10 protein-coding genes are annotated in these 19,718 nt (G+C 67.6%); 6 read left to right on the top strand and 4 right to left on the bottom strand.

The features are described 5' to 3' along the window. Positions 1 to 69 precede the first annotated feature (69 nt). Genes LOY22_RS14760 through LOY22_RS14745 form a run of 4 tightly spaced genes read right to left on the bottom strand, consistent with a single transcriptional unit; the run spans position 70 to position 4,218 of the window. Positions 70 to 1,467, bottom strand: a complete 1,398-nt coding sequence (locus LOY22_RS14760) for an isochorismate synthase (RefSeq protein WP_258593709.1) — start codon at positions 1,465 to 1,467, stop codon at positions 70 to 72. Continuing rightward, on the bottom strand, positions 1,464 to 1,769 hold the full coding sequence (locus LOY22_RS14755) for an isochorismate lyase (RefSeq protein WP_045198124.1): 306 nt from the start codon (positions 1,767 to 1,769) through the stop codon (positions 1,464 to 1,466). The genes LOY22_RS14760 and LOY22_RS14755 overlap by 4 nt, the downstream gene beginning before the upstream one ends. Next, positions 1,769 to 2,557 (bottom strand): thioesterase II family protein, encoded by a 789-nt coding sequence (locus LOY22_RS14750; protein WP_045198126.1) that lies wholly within the window; start codon positions 2,555 to 2,557, stop codon positions 1,769 to 1,771. The genes LOY22_RS14755 and LOY22_RS14750 overlap by 1 nt, the downstream gene beginning before the upstream one ends. Further along, complete coding sequence (locus tag LOY22_RS14745) at positions 2,557 to 4,218, bottom strand: (2,3-dihydroxybenzoyl)adenylate synthase (protein WP_258597806.1); 1,662 nt, start codon at positions 4,216 to 4,218, stop codon at positions 2,557 to 2,559. The genes LOY22_RS14750 and LOY22_RS14745 overlap by 1 nt, the downstream gene beginning before the upstream one ends. Positions 4,219 to 4,445: 227 nt before the next feature. On the opposite strand from LOY22_RS14745, the gene LOY22_RS14740 reads away from it, so the two are divergent. The 6 genes from LOY22_RS14740 (at position 4,446) to LOY22_RS14715 (ending at position 19,681) form a co-directional block, all read left to right on the top strand. Beyond that, positions 4,446 to 5,339: a helix-turn-helix transcriptional regulator gene (locus LOY22_RS14740; protein WP_258593706.1), complete on the top strand. Its 894-nt coding sequence runs from the start codon at positions 4,446 to 4,448 to the stop codon at positions 5,337 to 5,339. 153 nt (positions 5,340 to 5,492) lie between these two features. Beyond that, on the top strand, positions 5,493 to 9,815 hold the full coding sequence (locus LOY22_RS14735; RefSeq protein WP_258593704.1) for an amino acid adenylation domain-containing protein: 4,323 nt from the start codon (positions 5,493 to 5,495) through the stop codon (positions 9,813 to 9,815). Then, a complete protein-coding gene (locus LOY22_RS14730; RefSeq protein ID WP_258593702.1) occupies positions 9,812 to 15,217 on the top strand; it encodes a non-ribosomal peptide synthetase in 5,406 nt (1,801 codons plus the stop codon). The genes LOY22_RS14735 and LOY22_RS14730 overlap by 4 nt, the downstream gene beginning before the upstream one ends. After that, a complete protein-coding gene (locus LOY22_RS14725) occupies positions 15,214 to 16,251 on the top strand; it encodes a Gfo/Idh/MocA family oxidoreductase (protein WP_195884297.1) in 1,038 nt (345 codons plus the stop codon). Before LOY22_RS14730 ends, LOY22_RS14725 begins: the two co-directional genes overlap by 4 nt. Continuing rightward, positions 16,248 to 17,987, top strand: coding sequence for an ABC transporter ATP-binding protein (locus LOY22_RS14720; protein ID WP_258593700.1), 1,740 nt, complete (start codon positions 16,248 to 16,250; stop codon positions 17,985 to 17,987). The genes LOY22_RS14725 and LOY22_RS14720 overlap by 4 nt, the downstream gene beginning before the upstream one ends. After that, positions 17,984 to 19,681, top strand: coding sequence for an ABC transporter ATP-binding protein (locus LOY22_RS14715; RefSeq protein ID WP_093382017.1), 1,698 nt, complete (start codon positions 17,984 to 17,986; stop codon positions 19,679 to 19,681). The genes LOY22_RS14720 and LOY22_RS14715 overlap by 4 nt, the downstream gene beginning before the upstream one ends. The last annotated feature ends 37 nt before the right edge of the window (positions 19,682 to 19,718 follow it).

Here is a 19,718-nt window from a genome sequence, read left to right as displayed (position 1 = left end):
GCAAACCGGGGAAATTGATCCTTGGGTTTGGACGTTGGGGCAGCGGGCTTATCCCAACCCCAACCGCACTCACGCCTGCAACGCCAACTGCATCCCCGCAAGCTTGATGCAGGTCTCCTCGTATTCACTGGCCGGGTCCGAGCAAGGCACGATGCCGCAACCGGCGAACAGACGGGCCTGCTCGCCGTTCAACAGCGCCGAGCGCAGGCCGACGATGAATTCGCCGTTGCCCCGCGCGTCCAGCCAGCCCAGGGGCGCGGCGTACCAGCCGCGGTCAAAACCTTCGCAGTGGCGAATATGCGCCATGGCCTGCTGGCGCTCGTGGCCGCCGACGGCGGGTGTCGGGTGCAGGGCTTCGACCACTTGCAGCAGGCTTGTTTGCGGGCGCAGGCGACCTTCGATCACTGTACTCAGGTGCTGGACCCGACTCAGGCGTTGCACCGACGGGGTCGCCGGTACCTGCAACTGGCTTGCCCATGGCGCCAGGCCGCTTTCGATGATCTGCACCACCAGTGCATGTTCGTGGCGGTTTTTCTCGCAGTCCAGCAGCGCCTGTGCCAGTTGCGCGTCTTGTTGCGGGTCGGGGTCGCGGCGGCTGGTGCCGGCCAGCGCCAGGGTCTGCAGGCGGCCGCCGTCGAGCTTGACCAGGCGTTCCGGCGAGGCGCCGATAAAGCAGCTTTGCTGGCGGCGAAAGGCGAACAGGTAGGCCGCCGGATCGTTGCTGGCCAGGCGCGCCAGGGTGCGTCCCGGGCTGACGGCCCGGGAAAACTCGCTGAGCACTTCGCGCGCCAGCACCACCTTTTTCATCGAGGTATCGCGCAGCGCGTCCAGGGCCTGGACGATTTTGCTCTCCCAGCAGGCGCGCGGCAGGCTCTGGTCGCGGCGGTGCTGCGCGGGCGGCGTGACAACCGGCGCCGACAGGTAGCGATCCATCAGCCCGTGCCACTCATTGAGCACCTGCTCGCAGCGGTTTTGGGCAGTGTCCGCAGGGCCGACCAACTGCTGGCACAGCAGCCAGCAGGCGTCGGCGTCGCGTATCAGCAGCAAGGTCATCAGTCGCATCGAGGCGTCGCCAAAACCCTGCCAGGCGCTGCTGGCCTGGACCTGGTGGTCGAAGCGAAACCCCCCGCACAGCAGCGGCGGCTGCGGGCCGTGGATCACCGCGCTGCGCAGCCAGTGCTGCCACTGCTGGTCAACGCTGGCGAAACGCTGCTCGCCAGCACCGCTCAGCTCTGCAGCCACGCCCCAGCCGAACAGGCTCCTGCCGCCATCGGCGGCGCGCCAGAACACGGCCTCGGCGCAGGGCTGGTCGACCCGGCAAAACAGCTCCAGCAGGTCCACCGCATCGATCGCCAGGGCGTAACTGGCCAGCACCGGCTCAGCTTGCAGCACCGCGCGCTGGCGGGCCTGCTCGAACACCTGGGTCAGCTCGCCGAGGTGCTCTTCCAGTCGGGTCAGGGCTTTCATGCCGGCACCCTCATGCTGCGCCAGTGCACGACTTGCTGGGCGATGTACCAATGAATGATCTGGGCAAACAGGGTTTCGACAAAGTGTGCATCGAGCCCGGCGTCCTCGGCCCACTGGCGCCGTTGCGGGAGCATCTGGGCGACGCGCTCGGGCGCGGCGATGCTGTTTTCGGTCGGTTTGAAGCGGGCGGCGGCTTTGACGTAAGCCATGCGTTGGCGCATGAGTTCGATGATCTGGTGGTCCAGTGAATCGATGGCGATCCGGATGTCCGGCAGGCCTTCACAAGCGTCAGGGGATTTCATCAGAGGGCTTCCTCAAGGGCAGGTGATGTCAGCGGGCGACGGCCGAGCAGGCTGGCCGCCAGGGCATCGAGCAGCGCCTGGCGCTGCTCGATGAGGTAGAAGTGCTCGCCCTGCCAGCGCTGCAGGTGCAGTGGCTGGAGGCTGGCGGCTTGCCAGGCCAGGGCTTCGTCAAGGTCGATCTCCGGGTCCTGCTCGGGGTAGAACACGGTGATGCGGCTGTTGAGCGGCTGCGGCGCGGCGCGGCTGTAGGTTTCGACGATCTGGTAGTCATGGCGCAGGCTGGGCAGGAACATCTGGCACAGGGCCGGGTCTTCGAGCAGCGGGTTGGGCCGGCTCGACAGCCGCCGCACATCGTCGAGCAGGGCCTGGTCGGGGCCGCTGTGCAACTGCCCGCCACGCTGGCACTGCGGCGCCGGGTGGGCGGAGACGAACAACTGCTCGACGGCGATTGTCTGCTGCGCCAGGCGCACCGCCACTTCATAGGCGACCACCGCGCCGAGGCTGTGGCCGAACAGCGCCAGCGGCCGGTCGGCATAGCCACGCAGCGCAACGCTCGCGGCCTCGGCCAGGCTGGGCATGTCGCTCAGGCAGGCTTCGCCGAAGCGGTCTTCACGGCCCGGGTACTGGATGGCCAACAGGTCGATATCGGCGGGCAGGGCGCTGGCCCAGTCGCGGAAAAAACTCGCACTGCCGCCGGCATGGGCAAAGCACACCAGGCGCCAGCGCGGCATCGGCGTCAATCGATAGGGGCGCACCCAGCGCTCGCCCTGGGACAACAGTCCGGCCATCACGAGGCGACGCTCCCACAGTTGGCATCGAGCCAGGCCTGGCGCAGGGTTGCGCGCAGGTCCTTGCGGCTGACCTTGCCGACCCCGGTCTGCGGGAACTGCGCCACGAACTCGATGCGGTCTGGCACCTTGAACGCGGCCAGGCCCTGGCTGCGCAGGTGCTGCTTGAGGCCAAACGCCGAGGGCGCCGGATCGCGGGCGACGATAAAGGCGCAGGTGGACTCGCCCAGCACCGCGTCGGGCATCGCCACCAGCGCCGCGTCATGCACCTGGGGATGGTTGATCAGCAGGTTTTCCACTTCTTCGGCGGCGACCTTTTCGCCGCCGCGGTTGATCTGGTCCTTGTCCCGCCCCTCGACCACCAGGTAACCCTCGGCGGTGCGCCGCACGCGGTCGCCGCTGCAATAGAAACCATCAGCAGTGAAGGCCTTGGCGTTGTGTTCGGGCAGCCGGTAGTAGCCGCGAATGGTGTAGGGGCCGCGCACTTGCAGCTCGCCGACTACACCGTCGGGTACTGGCTGGCCCTGTTCGTCGACGATGCGCAGCTCGTCATCGGCGCACAGTGGCCGGCCCTGGGTGTGCAGAAGCAATTCCTCGCGATCGTCCAGGCGGGTGTAGCAGAGCAGCCCCTCGGCCATGCCCAGCACTTGTTGCAAGGTGCAGCCGAGCACCGGTTTGACCCGCGCCGCAGCAGTGCTGAGCAGCTTCGCGCCGCCGACCTGGAGCAGTCGCAAGCTCGACAGATCGGCCTGGCGCTGGGCCTGGGCGTCGAGCCAGAGCATGGCCAGCGGCGGCACCAGGGCGGTGACGGTGACCCGCTCGGCGCTGATCAAGGCGAAGCAGGTGTCCGGGTCGGGGCGGCGGCTGCACACCACCCGGCCACCGGCGAGCAAGGTGCCGATCACCCCGGGGCAGCAGAGGGTGAAGTTGTGCGCCATGGGCAGCGCGGCAAGGTACACGGTCTGCGCGTCGAGCCCGCAGACCGCGCTGCTGGCGCGCACGTTGTAGAGATATTCGGCGTGCCGGCGCGGAATCAGCTTGGGCGTGCCGGTGGTCCCCCCCGACAACTGGAAGCACGCCACCGCCTCGGGATCGCCGGCGTCCTGCTCCATTGCTTCGCCGCCGTACAGCGTGCCGAGGGCAATGAATTCTTCGGCGTCACCGTCGATCAGCACATGCCGCAGGTGCGGGTTGGCAGTGCGCAACTGGCGCGCCATCTGCCGGCAGTCGAAACCTTCGAGCTGATCGCAGCCGATGTAGGCCGTGGCCTGGGCGAAGCTGCATAAGCCGCCGATCTCGTGCTGACGATGAGCGGGCAGGGCCAGGATCGGCCGCGCGCCGAGGCGAAACAGGGCAAAGCACACTTCGACAAAGGCGCTGCCATTGGGCAGGTGCACCACCACGTTGTCACCGGCGTTGAGGCCAAGGGCACGCAAGCCGCCGGCCAGGCGCTGGCAGCGTTCTGCCAGGCTGGCGTAGCTCAAATGCAGGGCGCCGTCGCTGATGGCGATCGCTGCCGGGTTGCGGGCCGCGGCGGTGTCGAGGGCCTGGGCAAAGGTCTGCGCTTGCCAGTAGCCGGCCTGGCGATAGCGCCGGGCAAAGGCCGGCGGCCAGTCGGGAGCGTCGCCTACGGCATCTGGCAGGGGGGGCGAAGTGTTCAAGGACATGAAATCTCCTATTTGTAGAAATAATTGGCTACAAATGGCTTAATGAGATCTATTATCATTATCCTTCGCCGAGCGCTTCTCAACGCCAAGGCTTTCGGTGCCGCGACTTTTTCATTAGATGAAATACGCAGTGGCTTCAAACAGGGAGGTTGAGGGTTTACAAACCTCCCGTTATTTCAGGTCAGGCCCTACGTAATGGCCTCAGGAAAAGGGAAAACCCAATGACTATTACGATCATCGCCCCCACTCACCCAGAGAAGCAGGCCGACCCCAAGGGCAACCAGCCCGGGACGGTCTACCTGGAACCGCACATGACCCTGGTTACCGGCACCCTCTGGTCCGAGAGCGAGGCCTGGGTCGAGGACCCGCTGGAGCGCGGTCTGAAGCTGATCCTGGTGCAGAGCGGCGAGTTGTCCTGCCGGATTCCGGGGCACGCCGAGCAATCGATCCGCGGCCCGAGCCTGTGCACCATCGTCAATGACGGCGAGTTCACCTCGTCGCAGATCTACGGCACCTCGACGCCGTTGCGCTACACCATCGTCCAGCTCGACCTGGAGTCGCTCGACCGCCACCTGGGCATGGCCCCGCGCAAGCTGCTGGCGGCCAGGGGCGGCGACCCCTACATGATGGTGCGCCCGGCGCCGCGGGCAATGCAGGCCCTGGCCACGCAGATCGCCACCTGCCCGATGCAGGGCCCGAGCCGCTCGCTGTACCTGGGTGGCAAGGCCCTCGAGCTGACCGCGCTCAGTGCCCAGTTTTTACTGGATGAACGCGCCCAGCCAGAGCAGAAACTGCGCATCACCGCCTCGGATGTCGAGCGCGTGCACGCCGCCCGTGACCTGCTGGTGCGCTCGCTGCTCGAGCCGCCGAGCCTCAATGCCCTGGCCGCCCATGTCGGCATGAGCCCGCGCAAGCTCACCGCAGGCTTTCGCAAAGTGTTTGGCACCAGTGTGTTCGGCTACCTGCACGAGCATCGCCTGAGCGAAGCGCACCGCATGCTCAGCGATGAAGAGAGCAACGTTTCGACCGTCGCCTATGGCGTGGGCTACAGCCCGGCGCATTTTTCCATTGCCTTTCGCAAACGCTATGGCGTATCGCCCAGCGAGATCCGCTGACGCGCGCTGACTCTGAATCGAATAAAAAGGCCTGTGCATCTAAAGCCTTGAGCGCTTCCTGAAAACCCGCCTGCGATAAAGTCTCATTTGATAATGGCTTGCATCTTGGTGAGCCACACAGACTTTATTCTTACGGGCTACAGGAAGCTTTTCATGCGCGAGCTGACAACAGCAGACACCCCCTCGGCCAACCCGCTGCGCTTCTGGCTGATCGAACACCTCGCCCAGTTGCTGGGCGCCTCGGTGGCTGAAATCGACAGCCTGGGCGACGAGCAGAACCTGCTCGGCTGCGGGCTTGATTCGATCCGCCTGATGTACCTGCAAGAGCGCCTGCGCAGCCACGGCCTGCAGGTCGAGTTTGCCCAGCTGAGCGCTGAACCGAGCGTGGCCGCCTGGCTGGCGCTGCTGCACGGGCAAACCTTGCAACCTGCGCTGGCGCCTGGCGTTGCACCGGCATCAGTTGGCGAGCAGCACTTCGAGCTCAGCGCCGTGCAGCAAGCCTATTGGCTGGGCCGGGGCGCCGCCGAAGTGCTGGGTAATATCAGTTGTCACGCCTGGCTCGAGTTCGACTGCCAGAGCATCGACCCGCAGCGCCTCGAAGCGGCGGTGAACCTGGTGCAACGTCGCCACCCGATGCTGCGCGCCCGTTTCAACGACGGCCAGCAACAGATCCTGGCGGCGCCGACCGCGCAGGTCTTCGACCACCAGGACTGGCGTCAGCAGTCGCCCCATGACGCGCAGCAGGCCTGGGCTGAACTGCGCCGCTGGCGCTCGCACCAGTGCCTGGCGGTGGAGGCGGGGCAGGTGATGCTGGTGGGCCTGGTGCAACTGCCGGGTGGCCGCGACCGGGTCTGGCTGAGTGTCGACCTGCTGGCCGCCGACGTAGAAAGCCTGCGCCTGCTGATGGCCGAACTGGGCCAGGCTTACCAAACGCCGGCGTTGCTGCCGGCGCCGCCGGCCCTGCACTTTGCCGACTACCTGAGCCGCCGCCAGCAACGGCGCGCCGAGGCTTACGGCCGCGACCGCGAGTACTGGTGCCAGCGCCTGGCGCAATTGCCCGATGGCCCGGCGCTGGCGCTGGCCTGCGCCCCCGAGTCAATCCGCGAACCGCGTTTCAGTCGCCAGGCGTTTGTCTTAAGCGCCGCTGAAGCCGAGCGTTTGCAGCGCCAGGCCAGCGACCATGGCCTGACCTTGTCCTGTGTGTTCGCCACTGCTTTCAACGCAGTGCTGGCGCGCTGGAGCGGGCAGTCGAAGTTCTTGCTCAACGTGCCGTTGTTCGACCGCCATGATGACCATCCGGACATCGACCGGGCGATCGCCGACTTCACCACCTTGCTGCTGGTGGAATGCCAGGACGCGCCGCAGTTGCCCTTCGCCGAGGCGGTGCGCGAGTTTCAGCGCAGCCTGCACGGCGCCATCGACCGTTCGGCCTTTGCGGCCCTGGAAGTGTTGCGCGAAGGCCGTCGCCAGGGCCATCCGCGCTCAGCGCCGGTGGTGTTTTCCAGCAACCTCAACGAGACGGGGTTTGTTCCGGCAAGCTTTCGCCAGGTGTTTGGCGACCTCGACGACATGCTTTCGCAAACCCCGCAGGTATGGCTCGACCACCAGCTGTACCGGGTTGACGACGGCCTGTTGCTGGCCTGGGACAGCATCAGCGAACTGTTCGCCGAGGGTGTGCTGGCGGCGATGTTCCAGGCCTACATCGAATTGCTGCAGCGCCTTGCCGACAGTGACTGGAGCCTGCCGCAACCGGTGCTCCTGCCGCTGGCGCAACAGGCCCGGCGCGAGCGCCAGAACAGCGTACCGGCGCTGGCCCCGGGGCGCGGCCTGCTGGACGACTTTTTCCGCCACGCCAGCCAGCGCCCGGATGACCTGGCGCTGATCTGTGGCGCCCAGCGTTGCAGCTACGGCGAACTGGCCACGCGCGCGCTGCGGGTGGCTGCCGGCTTGCTGGAGGCCGGCATGCGCCAGGGCGAGGCGGTGGAAGTCTGCCTGCCGCGCGGGCTTGGGCAGATCGTCGCGGTGTTCGGCGTGCTCGCGGCAGGCGGCTGCTATGTACCGGTCGACACTGCGCAACCGCCGGCGCGCCGTAGCCTGATCGAATCGGCGGCGGGCATCAGCCTGGTGATTGCGGAGCAAGCACCAACGCCCACGGCGCATAGCCCGTCATTGCGCCGGCTCAACCTGGCGCAGCTGGAACAGTGCGCAGCATTGGCAGCGCCGCGGGCGGTGGCGGCGCAGGCCAGTGCCTATGTGATCTACACCTCCGGCTCCACCGGCGTGCCCAAGGGCGTCGAGGTCAGCCATGGCGCGGCGATCAATACCATCGACGCGCTGCAGGCCGAACTTGGCATCGACCGCGACGACTGCCTGCTGGCAGTGTCGGCGCTGGATTTCGACCTGTCGGTGTTCGACCTGTTCGGGGTGCTGGGGCAGGGCGCGCGCCTGGTGTTGCTGGAGCCCGAAGAAACCCGCGATGCGGCGCGCTGGGCGCAGTTGATTGCCGAGCACCGGGTGAGCCTGTGGAACTCGGCGCCGGCGTTGCTGGAAATGGCCCTGGGCATTGCCGCCAGCGACTGCCACTACCAGAGCCTGCGGGCGGTGTTGCTGTCCGGCGACTGGATCGCCCTGGACCTTGCCGCGCGCCTGCGCCGGCATGCCACGGCGCAGTGCCGGGTGTATGGCCTGGGCGGGGCCACCGAGGCCGGGATCTGGTCGAACCTGCACAGCATCGACGAGGTGCCGGGTCATTGGACCTCGATCCCCTATGGCAAACCTCTGGCCGGCCAGGCCTATCGGGTGGTCGACGACAGCGGCCGCGATGTGCCCGAGCAGGTGGTCGGGCAATTGCTGATCGGCGGCGCCAGCCTTGCCCGTGGTTATCGCAACGACCCGCAATTGACTGCCCAGCGTTTTCGCAGCGACGAGCGCGGGCGTTGGTACCACACCGGCGATCGCGGGCGTTTCTGGGGCGACGGCACCATTGAGTTTCTCGGCCGTATCGACCAGCAGGTCAAGGTGCGTGGGCAACGCATCGAACTGGGCGAGATCGAGGCGGCGCTGAGTGCCCATCCTTTGATCGACAACGCCTGCGCGACGGTGCTGCCAGGCACGGTGGCCAGCCTTGGCGCGGTGCTGGTGAGCAGCCCGGCGCCGGTGACTGTGGCCACGGATGCCCTGCAAGGCGGCTCAATGCTGGACGACACCCTGCAAGCTGAAGCACGGGTTAGCGCCGAGCTGCTGCAACGCCTGCTCAATGGCCAAGCGTTGCCGGCGCCGGCGCTGCTGGACACCTGGCGCCAGTGGTTGGGCGAACAACCCAGCCAAGCCATGAGCCTCGGTGATGCCCTGGCGCAACTGGGCTGGCGCGAGGCCGACCTGCAGGCCATGGTCGCTTCGCTGCAGTCGCTGTTGGCGGTCGAGGGTGGCGCTGCCCAGGTGCTGTTCGATCCGCTGCTGGCGCCCCAGGCCATGGCCCTTAACCTGCCGGCCGGGCGCCAGTTGCTCGATGCCATGAGCCAGGCGCTGCAGCAGGTGTGCAGCGCCCAGGTCGGGCCGTTGAGGGTCGCGGTGCTGGACGTGCGCGGTGGCCAGTTGCTGGATCAATGGCTCGACCACCTCGGCCAGCGCGAGCTGCAATTGACCCTGTTCGACACCAGCCCCGGCCTCTTGGCCGCCTCTGCCGGCAAGCGCCCGGGCGTTGCCAGCCAACTGCTGGTGGATGGCCTGCTGCCCGTCGAGCAGTGCGCGCAGTACGACCTGGTGATCAGCTTCGCCGCCTTGCACAGCTATGCGCAGCCGGCTGACTGCCTGAACCTGGCCCAGGCGCTGCTCAAGCCGGGCGGGCGCCTGCTGCTCGCCGAGCTGTTGCGTGACTCGCCGCTGAGGCTGGTCAGCGCAGCACTGCTCGACAGCCGCAGGCCAGTGCTGCCTGACCCTGCGCAGATCGCCCAGCTGCTTGGCCGCAGTGGCTTTGCCGAGCTGCACAGCCTGTGGCAGAACCCGGCGATGCTGTTGCTCAGCGCCAGCGCCACGGCCGATGCCCTGAGCGCCGACAGTCTGCAGCACTGGCTGCAACAACGCCTGCCGCAAGCGATGCGCCCTGAACACCTGTGGTATCTGCCGCGCCTGGTGCTCAATGCCAATGCCAAGATCGACCGCAAGCGCCTGCAAGCCTGCATGACGCAAGCGTTGCAGCGTCAACAACCGGCCAGCAGCGAGGAGGGCGAGCTCAATCCTGCACTGCAACCCCTGGCCGGGTGCTGGGAGGCGGTGCTCGGACGCCCGGTGCGCAGCGCCCAGGGCAGTTTTTTCAGCCTCGGCGGCGACAGCCTGCTGGCGACCCGGCTGCTGGCCAGCGTGCGCGAGCAACTGGGCGTGAGCCTGCGCATGAGTGACTTCTACCTGCAGCCAACCTTGGCCGGCATGGCCGCGCTGCTGGCCAGCAGTGCCGCAGTAGAGGAGGGCGTGCTATGAGCCTGAATGACCTGTTGCACATCTGCCGTGAGCGCCAGATCGAACTCTGGGCTACTGAAGGCCAGTTGCATTTTCGTGCGCCGCAAGGGGCGCTGGACCCGGCCCTGGCCGAACGTATCCGCGCCCAGCGCGAGGCGCTGATGGACCATCTGTTGCCGCGTTCGCAGTGGCGCTCGCAGCCCGAACAGGCGCTGCAGCCCTTTGCCCTGAGCGCGGTGCAGGGCGCCTACGTGCTGGGGCGCAATCCGGCCTTCGACTATGGCGGCAATGCCTGCCACCTGTATGTTGAATACCCCTGGCCGGCCACTGTCGACAGCGAGCAACTGAACCAGGCCTGGAACGCCCTGGTGCAGCGCCACCCGATGCTGCGCGCGGTGGTGCAAGACAACAGCCGTCAGTGCGTGCAGGCCCAGGTGCCTTGGCAATGCCTGCCGTTGCATGACCTGCGCCAGGCTTCGGCGCAAGCCTTCGATGCGCACCTGCAGCAGGTACGCGAGCGCCTCGATCATGCCTGTCATGCCCTCGACCAGTGGCCGGTCCTGCTGCCGGAACTGAGCCTGGGCGCCGATCGCGCGGTTCTGCATTGCTCGGTGGATTTCACCCTGATCGACTACGCCAGCTTGCAACTGCTGCTGGTAGAACTGAGCCAGCGCTACCTGGAGCCAAACCGGCACTGGCCGGTGCTGGAGGCGACCTTTCGCGACTACCTGCAGCATGAACAACAGAGCCGTGAAAGCGCCGCCTGGCAGAGCGACAAGGCCTGGTGGCTGGCGCGCCTGGAGAGCCTGCCGGGGCGTCCGGACCTGCCCTTGAGCGATGACGCCGGGATCACCTCGCGGCGCTTCCAGCACCACCATGCCAGCTTGAGCGTGGCCCAGTGGAATGCGCTCTGTGCCCTGGCCAGCGCCCAGGGTTTGAGTGCGGCGGGGGTGACCCTGGCGGCGTTCGCCGAGGTCATCGGGCGCTGGAGCCAGAGCGCTGACTTTTGCCTCAACCTCACCGTCCTCAACCGCCCGGACCTGCACCCGCAACTGGGCCAGGTGCTGGGCGACTTCACCGCTTTGAGCCTGTTGCAGGTCAATGGCGCCAGTGGCGCCAACTTCGTCCAGCGGGCACGGCGCATCGGCGCGCAGTTGTTCGACGACCTCGACCACAGCCGCTTTACCGGGGTCGAGGTGTTGCGCGAACTGGCACGGGTCCAGGGCCGTGGCGCCGACCTGATGCCGGTGGTGTTCACCAGCGGCATCGGCAGCGTCGAGCGCCTGCTGGGGGATAGCGGGCGCTTGTTGCAGCCGCCAAGCTACATGATCAGCCAGACCCCTCAGGTGTGGATCGATTGCCAGGTCAGCGACCAATATGGCGGCTTGCAGATCGGCTGGGACGTGCGCGTCGGCGTCCTGCCAGACGGCATGGCGGCGCAGATGTTCGAGGCCTATGTCGCGTTGCTGCAGCGCCTGTCTGCGGATGCACAGCTTTGGCAGCAGCGCGGCGATATCGTCCTGGCGCAGCAGCGGGTCGCGCATCTGTCGGCGGTGAAAGCCGAGGACCGCAACATCGCCAGCGGCTTTGCCGGTCAGGCGTTGCGCAGCCCGGATGCGCCGGTGATCAGCGATCGCGACGGCGTTTACAGCTATCGCCAGGTCGCCCGGCACGCCGACGCCGTGCGCGCGGCGCTGGAGGCCCTTGATGTTGCCCCCGGGGCGCGGGTGGCGGTGATGCTGCCCAAGAGCGCCTGGCAACTGATGGCCGTGCTCGGCATCAACCAGATGGGCGCAGCCTATGTGCCCATCGACATCCGCCAACCGGCTCTGCGCCGCGAAGCCATTTTGCGCGATGCCGGAATTGCTGCGCTCATCTGCCTGGAAACCGAAGCCTTGCCTGCAGGCCTTGCGCTGCCGCGCATTGCCATCGACAGCCTCACCGCCGCCAGCCACTGGCCGCCGCGCGAACCGCTGGCGGTGCAGGCTGGCGACCTGGCCTACATCATCTACACCTCCGGCTCCACCGGCACGCCCAAGGGCGTGATGCTCAGCCATGGCGCGGTGGTCAACACCCTCGACGACATCAACCAGCGCTACGGCGTCAATGCCCGGGACCGGGTGCTGGGGCTGGCGGAGCTGAGTTTCGACCTGTCGGTGTACGACTTTTTCGGCGCAACGGCTGTGGGCGCGCAGGTGGTACTGCCAGACCCCGAGCGTGGCGCCGATCCTTCGCACTGGGCGCAACTGATGGCCGAGTACGGTGTGACCCTGTGGAACTCGGTGCCGGCCCAGGGGCAGATGCTGATCGATTACCTGGAAAGCGAACCGGCAGCCATTCCCGGGCCGCGTTGCGTGATGTGGTCTGGCGACTGGATTCCCACCACCTTGCCAACCCGCTGGTGGCAGCGCTGGCCCGACAGCCAGCTGTTCAGCCTCGGCGGTGCGACCGAGGCGGCGATCTGGTCGGTGGAGCACCCGATTCGCCCCGCCGACACGGCCTTGCCGAGCATCCCCTACGGCCTCGCCCTCAACGGCCAGACCCTGGAAGTGCTCGACAGCCTCGGCAGGCAATGCCCGCCGGGGGTTCGCGGCGAGATTCATATCGGCGGCCTGGGCCTGGCATTGGGCTACGCCGAAGACCCGCAACGTACCGCCGAGCGCTTCATCACCCATGCCAGCGGCCGGCGCTTGTACCGCACCGGCGACCTCGGCCGCTACCTGGACGAGGACGGCCTGATCGAGTTCCTCGGGCGCCAGGACGATCAGGTGAAAATCCGCGGCCATCGCATCGAGCTTGCGGAGATCGACGCTGCCTGGCTCGCTCACCCACAGATCGCTGCCAGCACCACGGTACTGGTGGGCGAGCGTCACGAGCGTTCGCTGTGCAGCTTTGTCACTGCACAAACTTCGGCTAACGATCCACAACGGGTTGGCGAGGAATTGGCCGAGGTTATGGCCAAGGCGCGTGACACCCTGGAACAGGCCGATTTCGGCCCGCGTGAAGAGATTCAGGCCGCCCTGGCGGCGCTGGACCGGGCGGCCGATGCCTCGCTGCTGCACTGGCTGGCCAGCAGCGGCCTGCTCGCAGCGGGCGAGGAGGTGGCTTTTGCCCCGCTGTGCCAGGCGCTCAAGCTTGAAACCGGTCAGCAGCGGCTGCTGCAGCATTGGCTGATGCTGTTGACCGACAGCGGTTATCTGCAACGTGCGGGTGCAGGCTGGCGCTGCCTGGTAGACCCCGGCGCGTTCGATCAGGCCCAGGCCTGGGCGCATTTCGCCCAATTGGCCCCGGCGCCGTTGTGGCCGGTGGAACTGGTGGATTACCTGCGTGGCAGCGCCATGCGCCTGGCCGAGCAACTGGATGGGCGGCTGAGCCCGGCCAGCCTGATGTTCCCCGAGGGCTCGGCGCATATTGCCGAGGCCATGTACAGCCGTGGCCTGCATGCCCAGGTGCTGCACAAGGCCATGGCCGAGGCGGTCAGGGCGATTGTTGCCCGTGAAGGCCAGCGCAACTGGCGCATTCTTGAAGTCGGCGCCGGCACCGCTGCCGCCAGTGCCTCGGTCATTGCCGCGCTGGCGCCTTTGGCGGCAGCCGGGGTGCAGATCGACTACCTGTTCTCGGATGTCTCCAGCTACTTCCTCAATGCTGCCCGGGAGCGCTTTGCCGAGTACCCGTGGGTGCGCTTCATGCATTTCGACATGAACAAACCCGCCTGCGAGCAGGGCCTGCAGCCAGGCTCGGTGGACCTGCTGCTCAGTTCCGGGGCCTTGAACAATGCCCTCGACACCCCGTGCTTGCTGGCCGGCCTGCGCCAGCTGTTGCAGGCCGATGCCTGGCTGGTGATCCAGGAGCTGACCCGCGAGCACCGGGAAATCAGCATCAGCCAGAGCCTGATGATGGAAGCACCGCAAGACCTGCGGGCGAGCACCGGGCAATTGTTCGTGCACCGCCAGCAGTGGCTGGACTGGCTCAACGCGCAGGCCGGCGACCATGCCCAGGCCCTGGGGTCAGCGGACAGCGTATTGTCGTTGCTGGGCTATGACCTGCTGGTGGCACGGATGAAAACCGACCGGCCCGTGCACGCCAGCAACGACCTGCTGGCGTTTATCGCCGAGCGCGTGCCGCGCTACATGGTGCCGGCCCAGGTGCGGGTGCTGGACGCGCTGCCGGTGACCGCTAACGGCAAGATCGACCGCCGCGCCCTGAGCCATCAGGCCCAGCAGCGCCAGCTGGAGCCGGTGCGCCAGGCGCGCAGCGAGGTCAGCGATGAGTTGGTCCAGCGCCTGGTCGGGCACTGGCAGCGGGTGCTCGACTGCAACGAGCTGTCGGCCGATCAGGACTTCTTCGCCGCCGGTGGCGACTCGCTGCTGATCGCCCAGTTGATCGCCGGCCTGCGCGAGCAGGAAGCGCTGGCCCGTGCACACCCCTTCGATCGCCTGTTGCGCTGGGCCCTCAGCCAGCCGACCCCGGCCGGCCTGGCCCAGCGTTTGCGTAGTGAGTCAGGGGCTGAGGCGCCCGCCGCTGAACAGCCGGCAACGCCTGTTTTGCAAGCCACCCGCGCGCCGCTGGCCGGGCGCGTACGGGTCGACGCCTTGAGCGAGCTGGCCGCAGGCGAGGGCATCGCCCGGGTGCTGGTGCATGAAGGCCTCGGCACGCTGTTGCCGTATCGCCGGCTGATTGCCGAGCTTGCCGGCAGCGGCCCGCTGCTGGGGCTGGCGGTGCACGACAGCGAGGCCTACCTGCGCCTGGCGCCGCAGCATGTCAATGCCACCCTCGGCAAGCGTTATGCCCAGGCTCTGTGGGACAGCGGCCGGCGCAGCTTCGACCTGCTGGGCTACTGCTCCGGCGGGCTGGTGACCCTGGAACTGGCCAAGGCGCTGCTGCAACTGGGCGCCGAGGTGCGCCGGGTGGACATTGTCTCAAGCTACCGCATCCCGTATCGGCTGGATGACGAGTTGCTGATCCTCTACAGCTTTGCCGCCACCCTCGGCCTGGACCCGCAGGCGCTCGGCTTGCCGTCGGCCGAACAGTTACAGGCGGCCCTGGCGCCGCTGCTGCAGGCATCCGTGCAACACCTGCCGGCGGGCAGCTTGAGCGCAGCCTTGCCGGCCTTCGACGTTGCCCAGCTCAAGGCCCGGGTGCTGAGCGCCGCCAGCGGCATCGCCGATGAACAGCTGTACCGGGTGTTTGCCCATTCGGTACGGGCCAGCCACTACAGCGACAGTGCGCCGTACATCGGTGCCGTGCGCCTGTTCGTGCCCAGTGTCGGCAACCCCTTGATCGCCAATCACCAGGCCAGCCTGCAGGCCTGGTGGCAGGCCGCGTCGCTGGCGCCGCTCAGTGTGCAGACCCTGCGCGGCAATCACTTCGATTGCCTGAACGCCGGGCTCAGTCGTTACTTGCTGGAGGAACAGCGCCCATGAACACTCCCGTCAAAACCCTGGTAGTGGGTTCCCGATTCGGCCAGTTCTACGCCGCCGGTGTCGCCGCTGCCGAGCACCTGCAGCTGGTCGGCGTGCTGGGCCAGGGCAGTCGCCGTTCACAGGCCCTGGCCCGGCATCTTCGTGTACCGTGTTTCGCGGCCCTCGAACAGCTGCCCGACGACACCCGCCTGGCCTGCGTGGCGGTGGGCGGCGCGGCGCGCGGCGAGCAGGGCCCGGCTCTGGCGCAAGCGTTGATGGCGCGCGGTATCGATGTGTTGATCGAACACCCGCTGTTGCCTCAGGAGCTGCACGAGCTGTTGCGCTGCGCGGCACGCTTGCAGCGCCGTTGCCTGCTCAACAGTTTTTACCCGCAGTTGCCGTGGGTGGCGCGCTTCATCGAGCTGGGCCGGCAGTTGCATCGTCAGCAGGGCATCCGCCATATCGAGGCCAGTTGTGCGGTGCAGGTCAGCTACGCCACCCTCGACATCCTGGCGGCGTTGTTGGAGTCGGTGGGGCCGTGGTCGCTGGACAACCTGGCACCGGCGCTGTCGCCGTGGCGCGATGTCAGCCTGGTGATGGCCGAGGTGCCGGTGTCGTTACGGGTGCTCAATGAACTGGCGGCGGCCGATGACGGGCGCATGCAGATGCTCCAGCGCATCAGCCTGGCCACCGACAGCGGCACCTTGCTGCTGGCCTCACCGCACGGGCCGCTGCTGTGGATGCCAGCGGTGCGCGCGCCGCGCGAGGACGAGGACGGCCTGTTTGTGCTGAGCGGCGGCGCCTTGCCGTGTGCCGAAGTGCTGATGGACGCCGCCACGGACTGGGGCCAGGTCTATCGGCAGCTCTGGCCACAGGCTGCGGCCAGGGCCTTGGAGCCGTTGCTCGACGGTGCAGGGTTGGTGCGCCGGCAACAGCGCAGCCTGGAAGTGGTCGCGCTGTGGCAGCAGGTGACAGCCGCCATCGGTTTTCCGCAAACGCCCGCACAGGCCTTGCCGGCAGCCACCCTGGCGCAGGCGCTGGAGGGGTGCCAATGAACCTGTTGGGGCCTGAACTGCAGGCACTGCTGCGCCCGTTCCGGGTGCGTTTGTGCCTGGCGGTGGTGGTGCAGGCCATATCCGGGGTCAGCTCGCTGTTGCCGCTGATTGCCCTGGCGCACCTGGCCGACAGCCTGCAACAGGCGCCGCCGCTGGCGCCCGGGGTGATGAACTGGGTGCTGCTGGCGGTGCTCGGCTCGGCCCTGTGGCTGTGTGGCCAGACCCTGGCCCTGCACCTCACCCACGGTGTCGATGCCGACCTGTGCGAGCGTTTGCGCGTGCGCCTGGCCGAGCATCTGCAACGCTTGCCGCTGGGCTGGTTCGCCCGGCTCGGGCCCGAGGGCGTGACCCGCTATGCCGAGCAGGACGTACGTGCATTGCACCAGTTGGTCGGCCATGCGCCGACCGATCTGGTCAACCTGCTGCTGATCCCCCTGGCCACCTTCGGCTACCTGCTGTGGAGCGACAGCGCCCTGGCGCTGTGGTGCCTGCTGCCATTGGCACTGGGGGTGCTGGGGTATTGGCGGCTGGGCTCGGCGCACTACCGTGAAGATGTCGAGCAGCGCAATGCGGCGGTGCAGCAGTTGTTCAGCGACTACAGCCAGTTCGCCGCCAACTTGCGCCTGGTGCGCCAGTTCCCGGGGGCCGGCGTGCAGCGCAGCCTGCAACAGGCGCTGCAGCGTTTTGATCAGCGTTTCAGCCACTGGGTGAGCCGCGCCGGTCAACTGGCGGCGTTGGTCCAGGTGCTGCTCAGTGCGCCCTGGCTGCTGGCCTGGGTGGTGCTTGGCGCGTTGCTGCCGGGGCTCAGCGAGGTCGGCGCGGCGCAGTTGTGCGCCTTTCTGTTGCTGGTCCGGGCCATGGCCGCGCCGGTGCTGGCCATGGGGCACGGCCTCGATGCCCTCAATAGCGCGCGGGTCAGTGCGCAGCGCTTGCAGGCAGTGTTGAGCACGCCGCCGCTGGCCGAGCCCGACGCGCCGCAAGCGCCCAGGGACGCCAGCGTGGAAATGCGCGAGGTGTCCTTCGCCCATGGCGAGGTGCCGGTATTGTCAGCGATCAACCTGCGCCTGGAGCCAGGCACCACCACGGCCCTGGTGGGGCCGTCGGGGGCGGGCAAAAGTACCCTGGCCGGTTTGATTGCGCGGTTCATGGACGTCGACAGCGGCCAGGTGCTGGTCGGCGGGGTGGATGTTCGGCAGATCGCCAGCGCACAACTGCAACGGCATCTGGCGCTGGTGTTCCAGCACGCCGGAGTGCTGCGCCTGTCGCTGGCGCAGAACATCGCCCTGTACCAGCCCGACGCCAGCCTCGAGCAGATTCGCGAGGCTGCACGGGCGGCCTGCCTCGACAGCCGGATCATGGCGCTGGCCAAGGGCTACGCGAGCATAGCCGGTGACGATGTGCAGTTGTCGGGCGGCGAACTGCAGCGCCTGGCCATTGCCCGGGCGCTGCTTTCGAGTGCGCCGATCATGCTCCTCGATGAGCCGACCTCGGCCACCGATCCGCACACCGAGCGGGCCTTGCGCATGGCCCTGCACGAGGGCGCGGCCGGGCGTACGCGGTTGATCGTTGCCCACCGCTTGCAGAGCATCTGCCATGCCGAGCAGATCCTGGTGTTGAACCAGGGCCGGATCGTTCAGCGTGGCAGTCATCAGCAGTTGCTGGCCATGGACGGCCTTTACCGTCAGTTGTGGCGTGAACAAATGTCCGATGCCGAGCAAATGGAGCCTGTGTCATGAGTGTTTTTTCGTCCTTGCGCCAGTTGCCGCAGCGCACCTGGCAAGCCCTGCGCGCGGCGCTGATATGGATGGTGCTGGCCGCGGTGCTTGATGGTCTGGCGGGGCTGGCACTGGTGCCGCTGGTGCTGGCCTGGTTCGACCGCGCAGGCGCCGATGTGCTGCAGCCGGTGGGGCTGCTGCTGGGCCTGACGCTGCTGCAGGCCCTGGTCAGCTACATCGCCCAGCGGCGTGGTTACCTCGCTGGGGCAGGGCTGGCAGCGGGGCTGGTGTCGCGCTTGCTGGAGCATTTGCCACGGCTGGCGCGGGGCCGCCAGCGCCATCTCGACGACCTGGTGCGCGGGCCGGTGTTCAGCAGCATGAGTATCCCGGCGCACCTGTTGGCGCCGTTGATTACCGCGTTGGTGACGCCAACGGTGGTGGTCCTTGGCCTGTTCGCCCTGGCGCCATCCGTGGCGCTGGCGTTGGCCGTGGCCTACCTGCCGTTGTTCGGCCTGCTGCGCTGGGCCGGGCGGCGCAGCCTGGACCTTGAGCAACAGCGCCAGACGGTTGATCGGCATGCCGGGCAACTGCTGCAAACTTTCGCCGAACAACAGGCGCTGATGCGTAGCAGCGCCGTTGCCAGCCAGGGCCAGGTGGCCCTGCGCGAGGCCCTGCAGCAGCAACATCAGGCGACCCGTTCGCTCAACCGCCAGGCATTGCCCGCCAGCCTGGGCTTTGCCAGCGCAGTGCAACTGGTGTTTTCGGCGCTGCTGGTCGGCGGCGTGCTGGCGGTCGCCGCCGGGCATTTGCCGGGGGCGCTGCTGGTGGCGGTGCTGGTATTGCTGGTGCGCTTTGTCGAGCCGCTGTCACAACTGGCGCAACTGGACCAGGCCCTGCGCATGGCCTGGCAGGCCTTGGCACAGGTGCTGGGGGTATTGGCGCAACCGATCCTGCACAGCCCGCAACCCGGCTTGCAACCCCTGGACGCCAGCCTGCAGGGCCAGGGCCTGAGTAGCTACGGCGAACATGGCGAGCACCTGCTCAAGGACCTCGACCTGTACTGCGCGTCTGGTACCTTCACGGCCATTGTCGGGCCGTCGGGCGCCGGTAAAAGTACGCTGCTGGCGTTGCTGGGGCGGGGCATGGATGCCCAGGCCGGCGAAGTGCGTCTGGGCCAGGTGGACATCCGCCAGTTGAGCGAGCAAACCCTTGCCGCGCACTTGACCCAGGTGTTCCAGGACAGCGGCCTGTTCGCCGGCAGCCTGCTATGGAATGTCAGCATGGCGCGGCCACAGGCAACGCCTGGGCAATTGCAGCAGGCCGCTGAAGCAGCGGCGCTGGATGAGGTGATCGCCAGCCTGGCCGAGGGCTGGCACAGCGAGGTCGGCCCGGGCGGCGCCTTGCTCTCCGGTGGCCAGCGCCAGCGCGTAGGGCTGGCGCGAGCGCTGCTGTCGCCGGCGCCGATCCTGTTGCTCGACGAGCCCACTGCCAGCCTCGATGCGCGCAGCGAGGCGCGGGTCAATCGCAGCCTGCGGGCATTGCGCGGCCGGCGCACGCTGGTGTTGGTGTCGCACAACCCGGCGCTGGTGCGCGACGCCGATCAGATCCTGGTGCTGGAGGCCGGGCGCCTGAGCGGCAGCGGCAGTCATGAGCAACTGCTGGCCACCCACCCGTGGTATGCGCAGTTCGTCGAGCAGCACGGTGTCGTCGATTGAATGCACCGGTGCCGGGCATCAATTGAAAAAGTCCCTA

Origin of the sequence: Pseudomonas sp. B21-035, assembly GCF_024748945.1 — a bacterium.
Classification (GTDB): domain Bacteria; phylum Pseudomonadota; class Gammaproteobacteria; order Pseudomonadales; family Pseudomonadaceae; genus Aquipseudomonas.
The sequence above is the reverse complement of the archived record's forward strand: the minus strand, read 5'-3'. Positions and strand labels throughout refer to the sequence as shown.

Excerpts from the sequence above, each read along its gene's own strand:
- LOY22_RS14735 (WP_258593704.1), top strand. The coding sequence starts at position 5,493 with ATGCGCGAGCTGACAACAGCAGACACCCCCTCGGCCAACCCGCTGCGC.
- LOY22_RS14725 (WP_195884297.1), top strand. The coding sequence starts at position 15,214 with ATGAACACTCCCGTCAAAACCCTGGTAGTGGGTTCCCGATTCGGCCAG.
- LOY22_RS14750 (WP_045198126.1), bottom strand. The coding sequence starts at position 2,557 with ATGGCCGGACTGTTGTCCCAGGGCGAGCGCTGGGTGCGCCCCTATCGA.
- LOY22_RS14715 (WP_093382017.1), top strand. The coding sequence starts at position 17,984 with ATGAGTGTTTTTTCGTCCTTGCGCCAGTTGCCGCAGCGCACCTGGCAA.
- LOY22_RS14755 (WP_045198124.1), bottom strand. The coding sequence starts at position 1,769 with ATGAAATCCCCTGACGCTTGTGAAGGCCTGCCGGACATCCGGATCGCC.
- LOY22_RS14760 (WP_258593709.1), bottom strand. The coding sequence starts at position 1,467 with ATGAAAGCCCTGACCCGACTGGAAGAGCACCTCGGCGAGCTGACCCAG.
- LOY22_RS14740 (WP_258593706.1), top strand. The coding sequence starts at position 4,446 with ATGACTATTACGATCATCGCCCCCACTCACCCAGAGAAGCAGGCCGAC.
- LOY22_RS14730 (WP_258593702.1), top strand. The coding sequence starts at position 9,812 with ATGAGCCTGAATGACCTGTTGCACATCTGCCGTGAGCGCCAGATCGAA.
- LOY22_RS14720 (WP_258593700.1), top strand. The coding sequence starts at position 16,248 with ATGAACCTGTTGGGGCCTGAACTGCAGGCACTGCTGCGCCCGTTCCGG.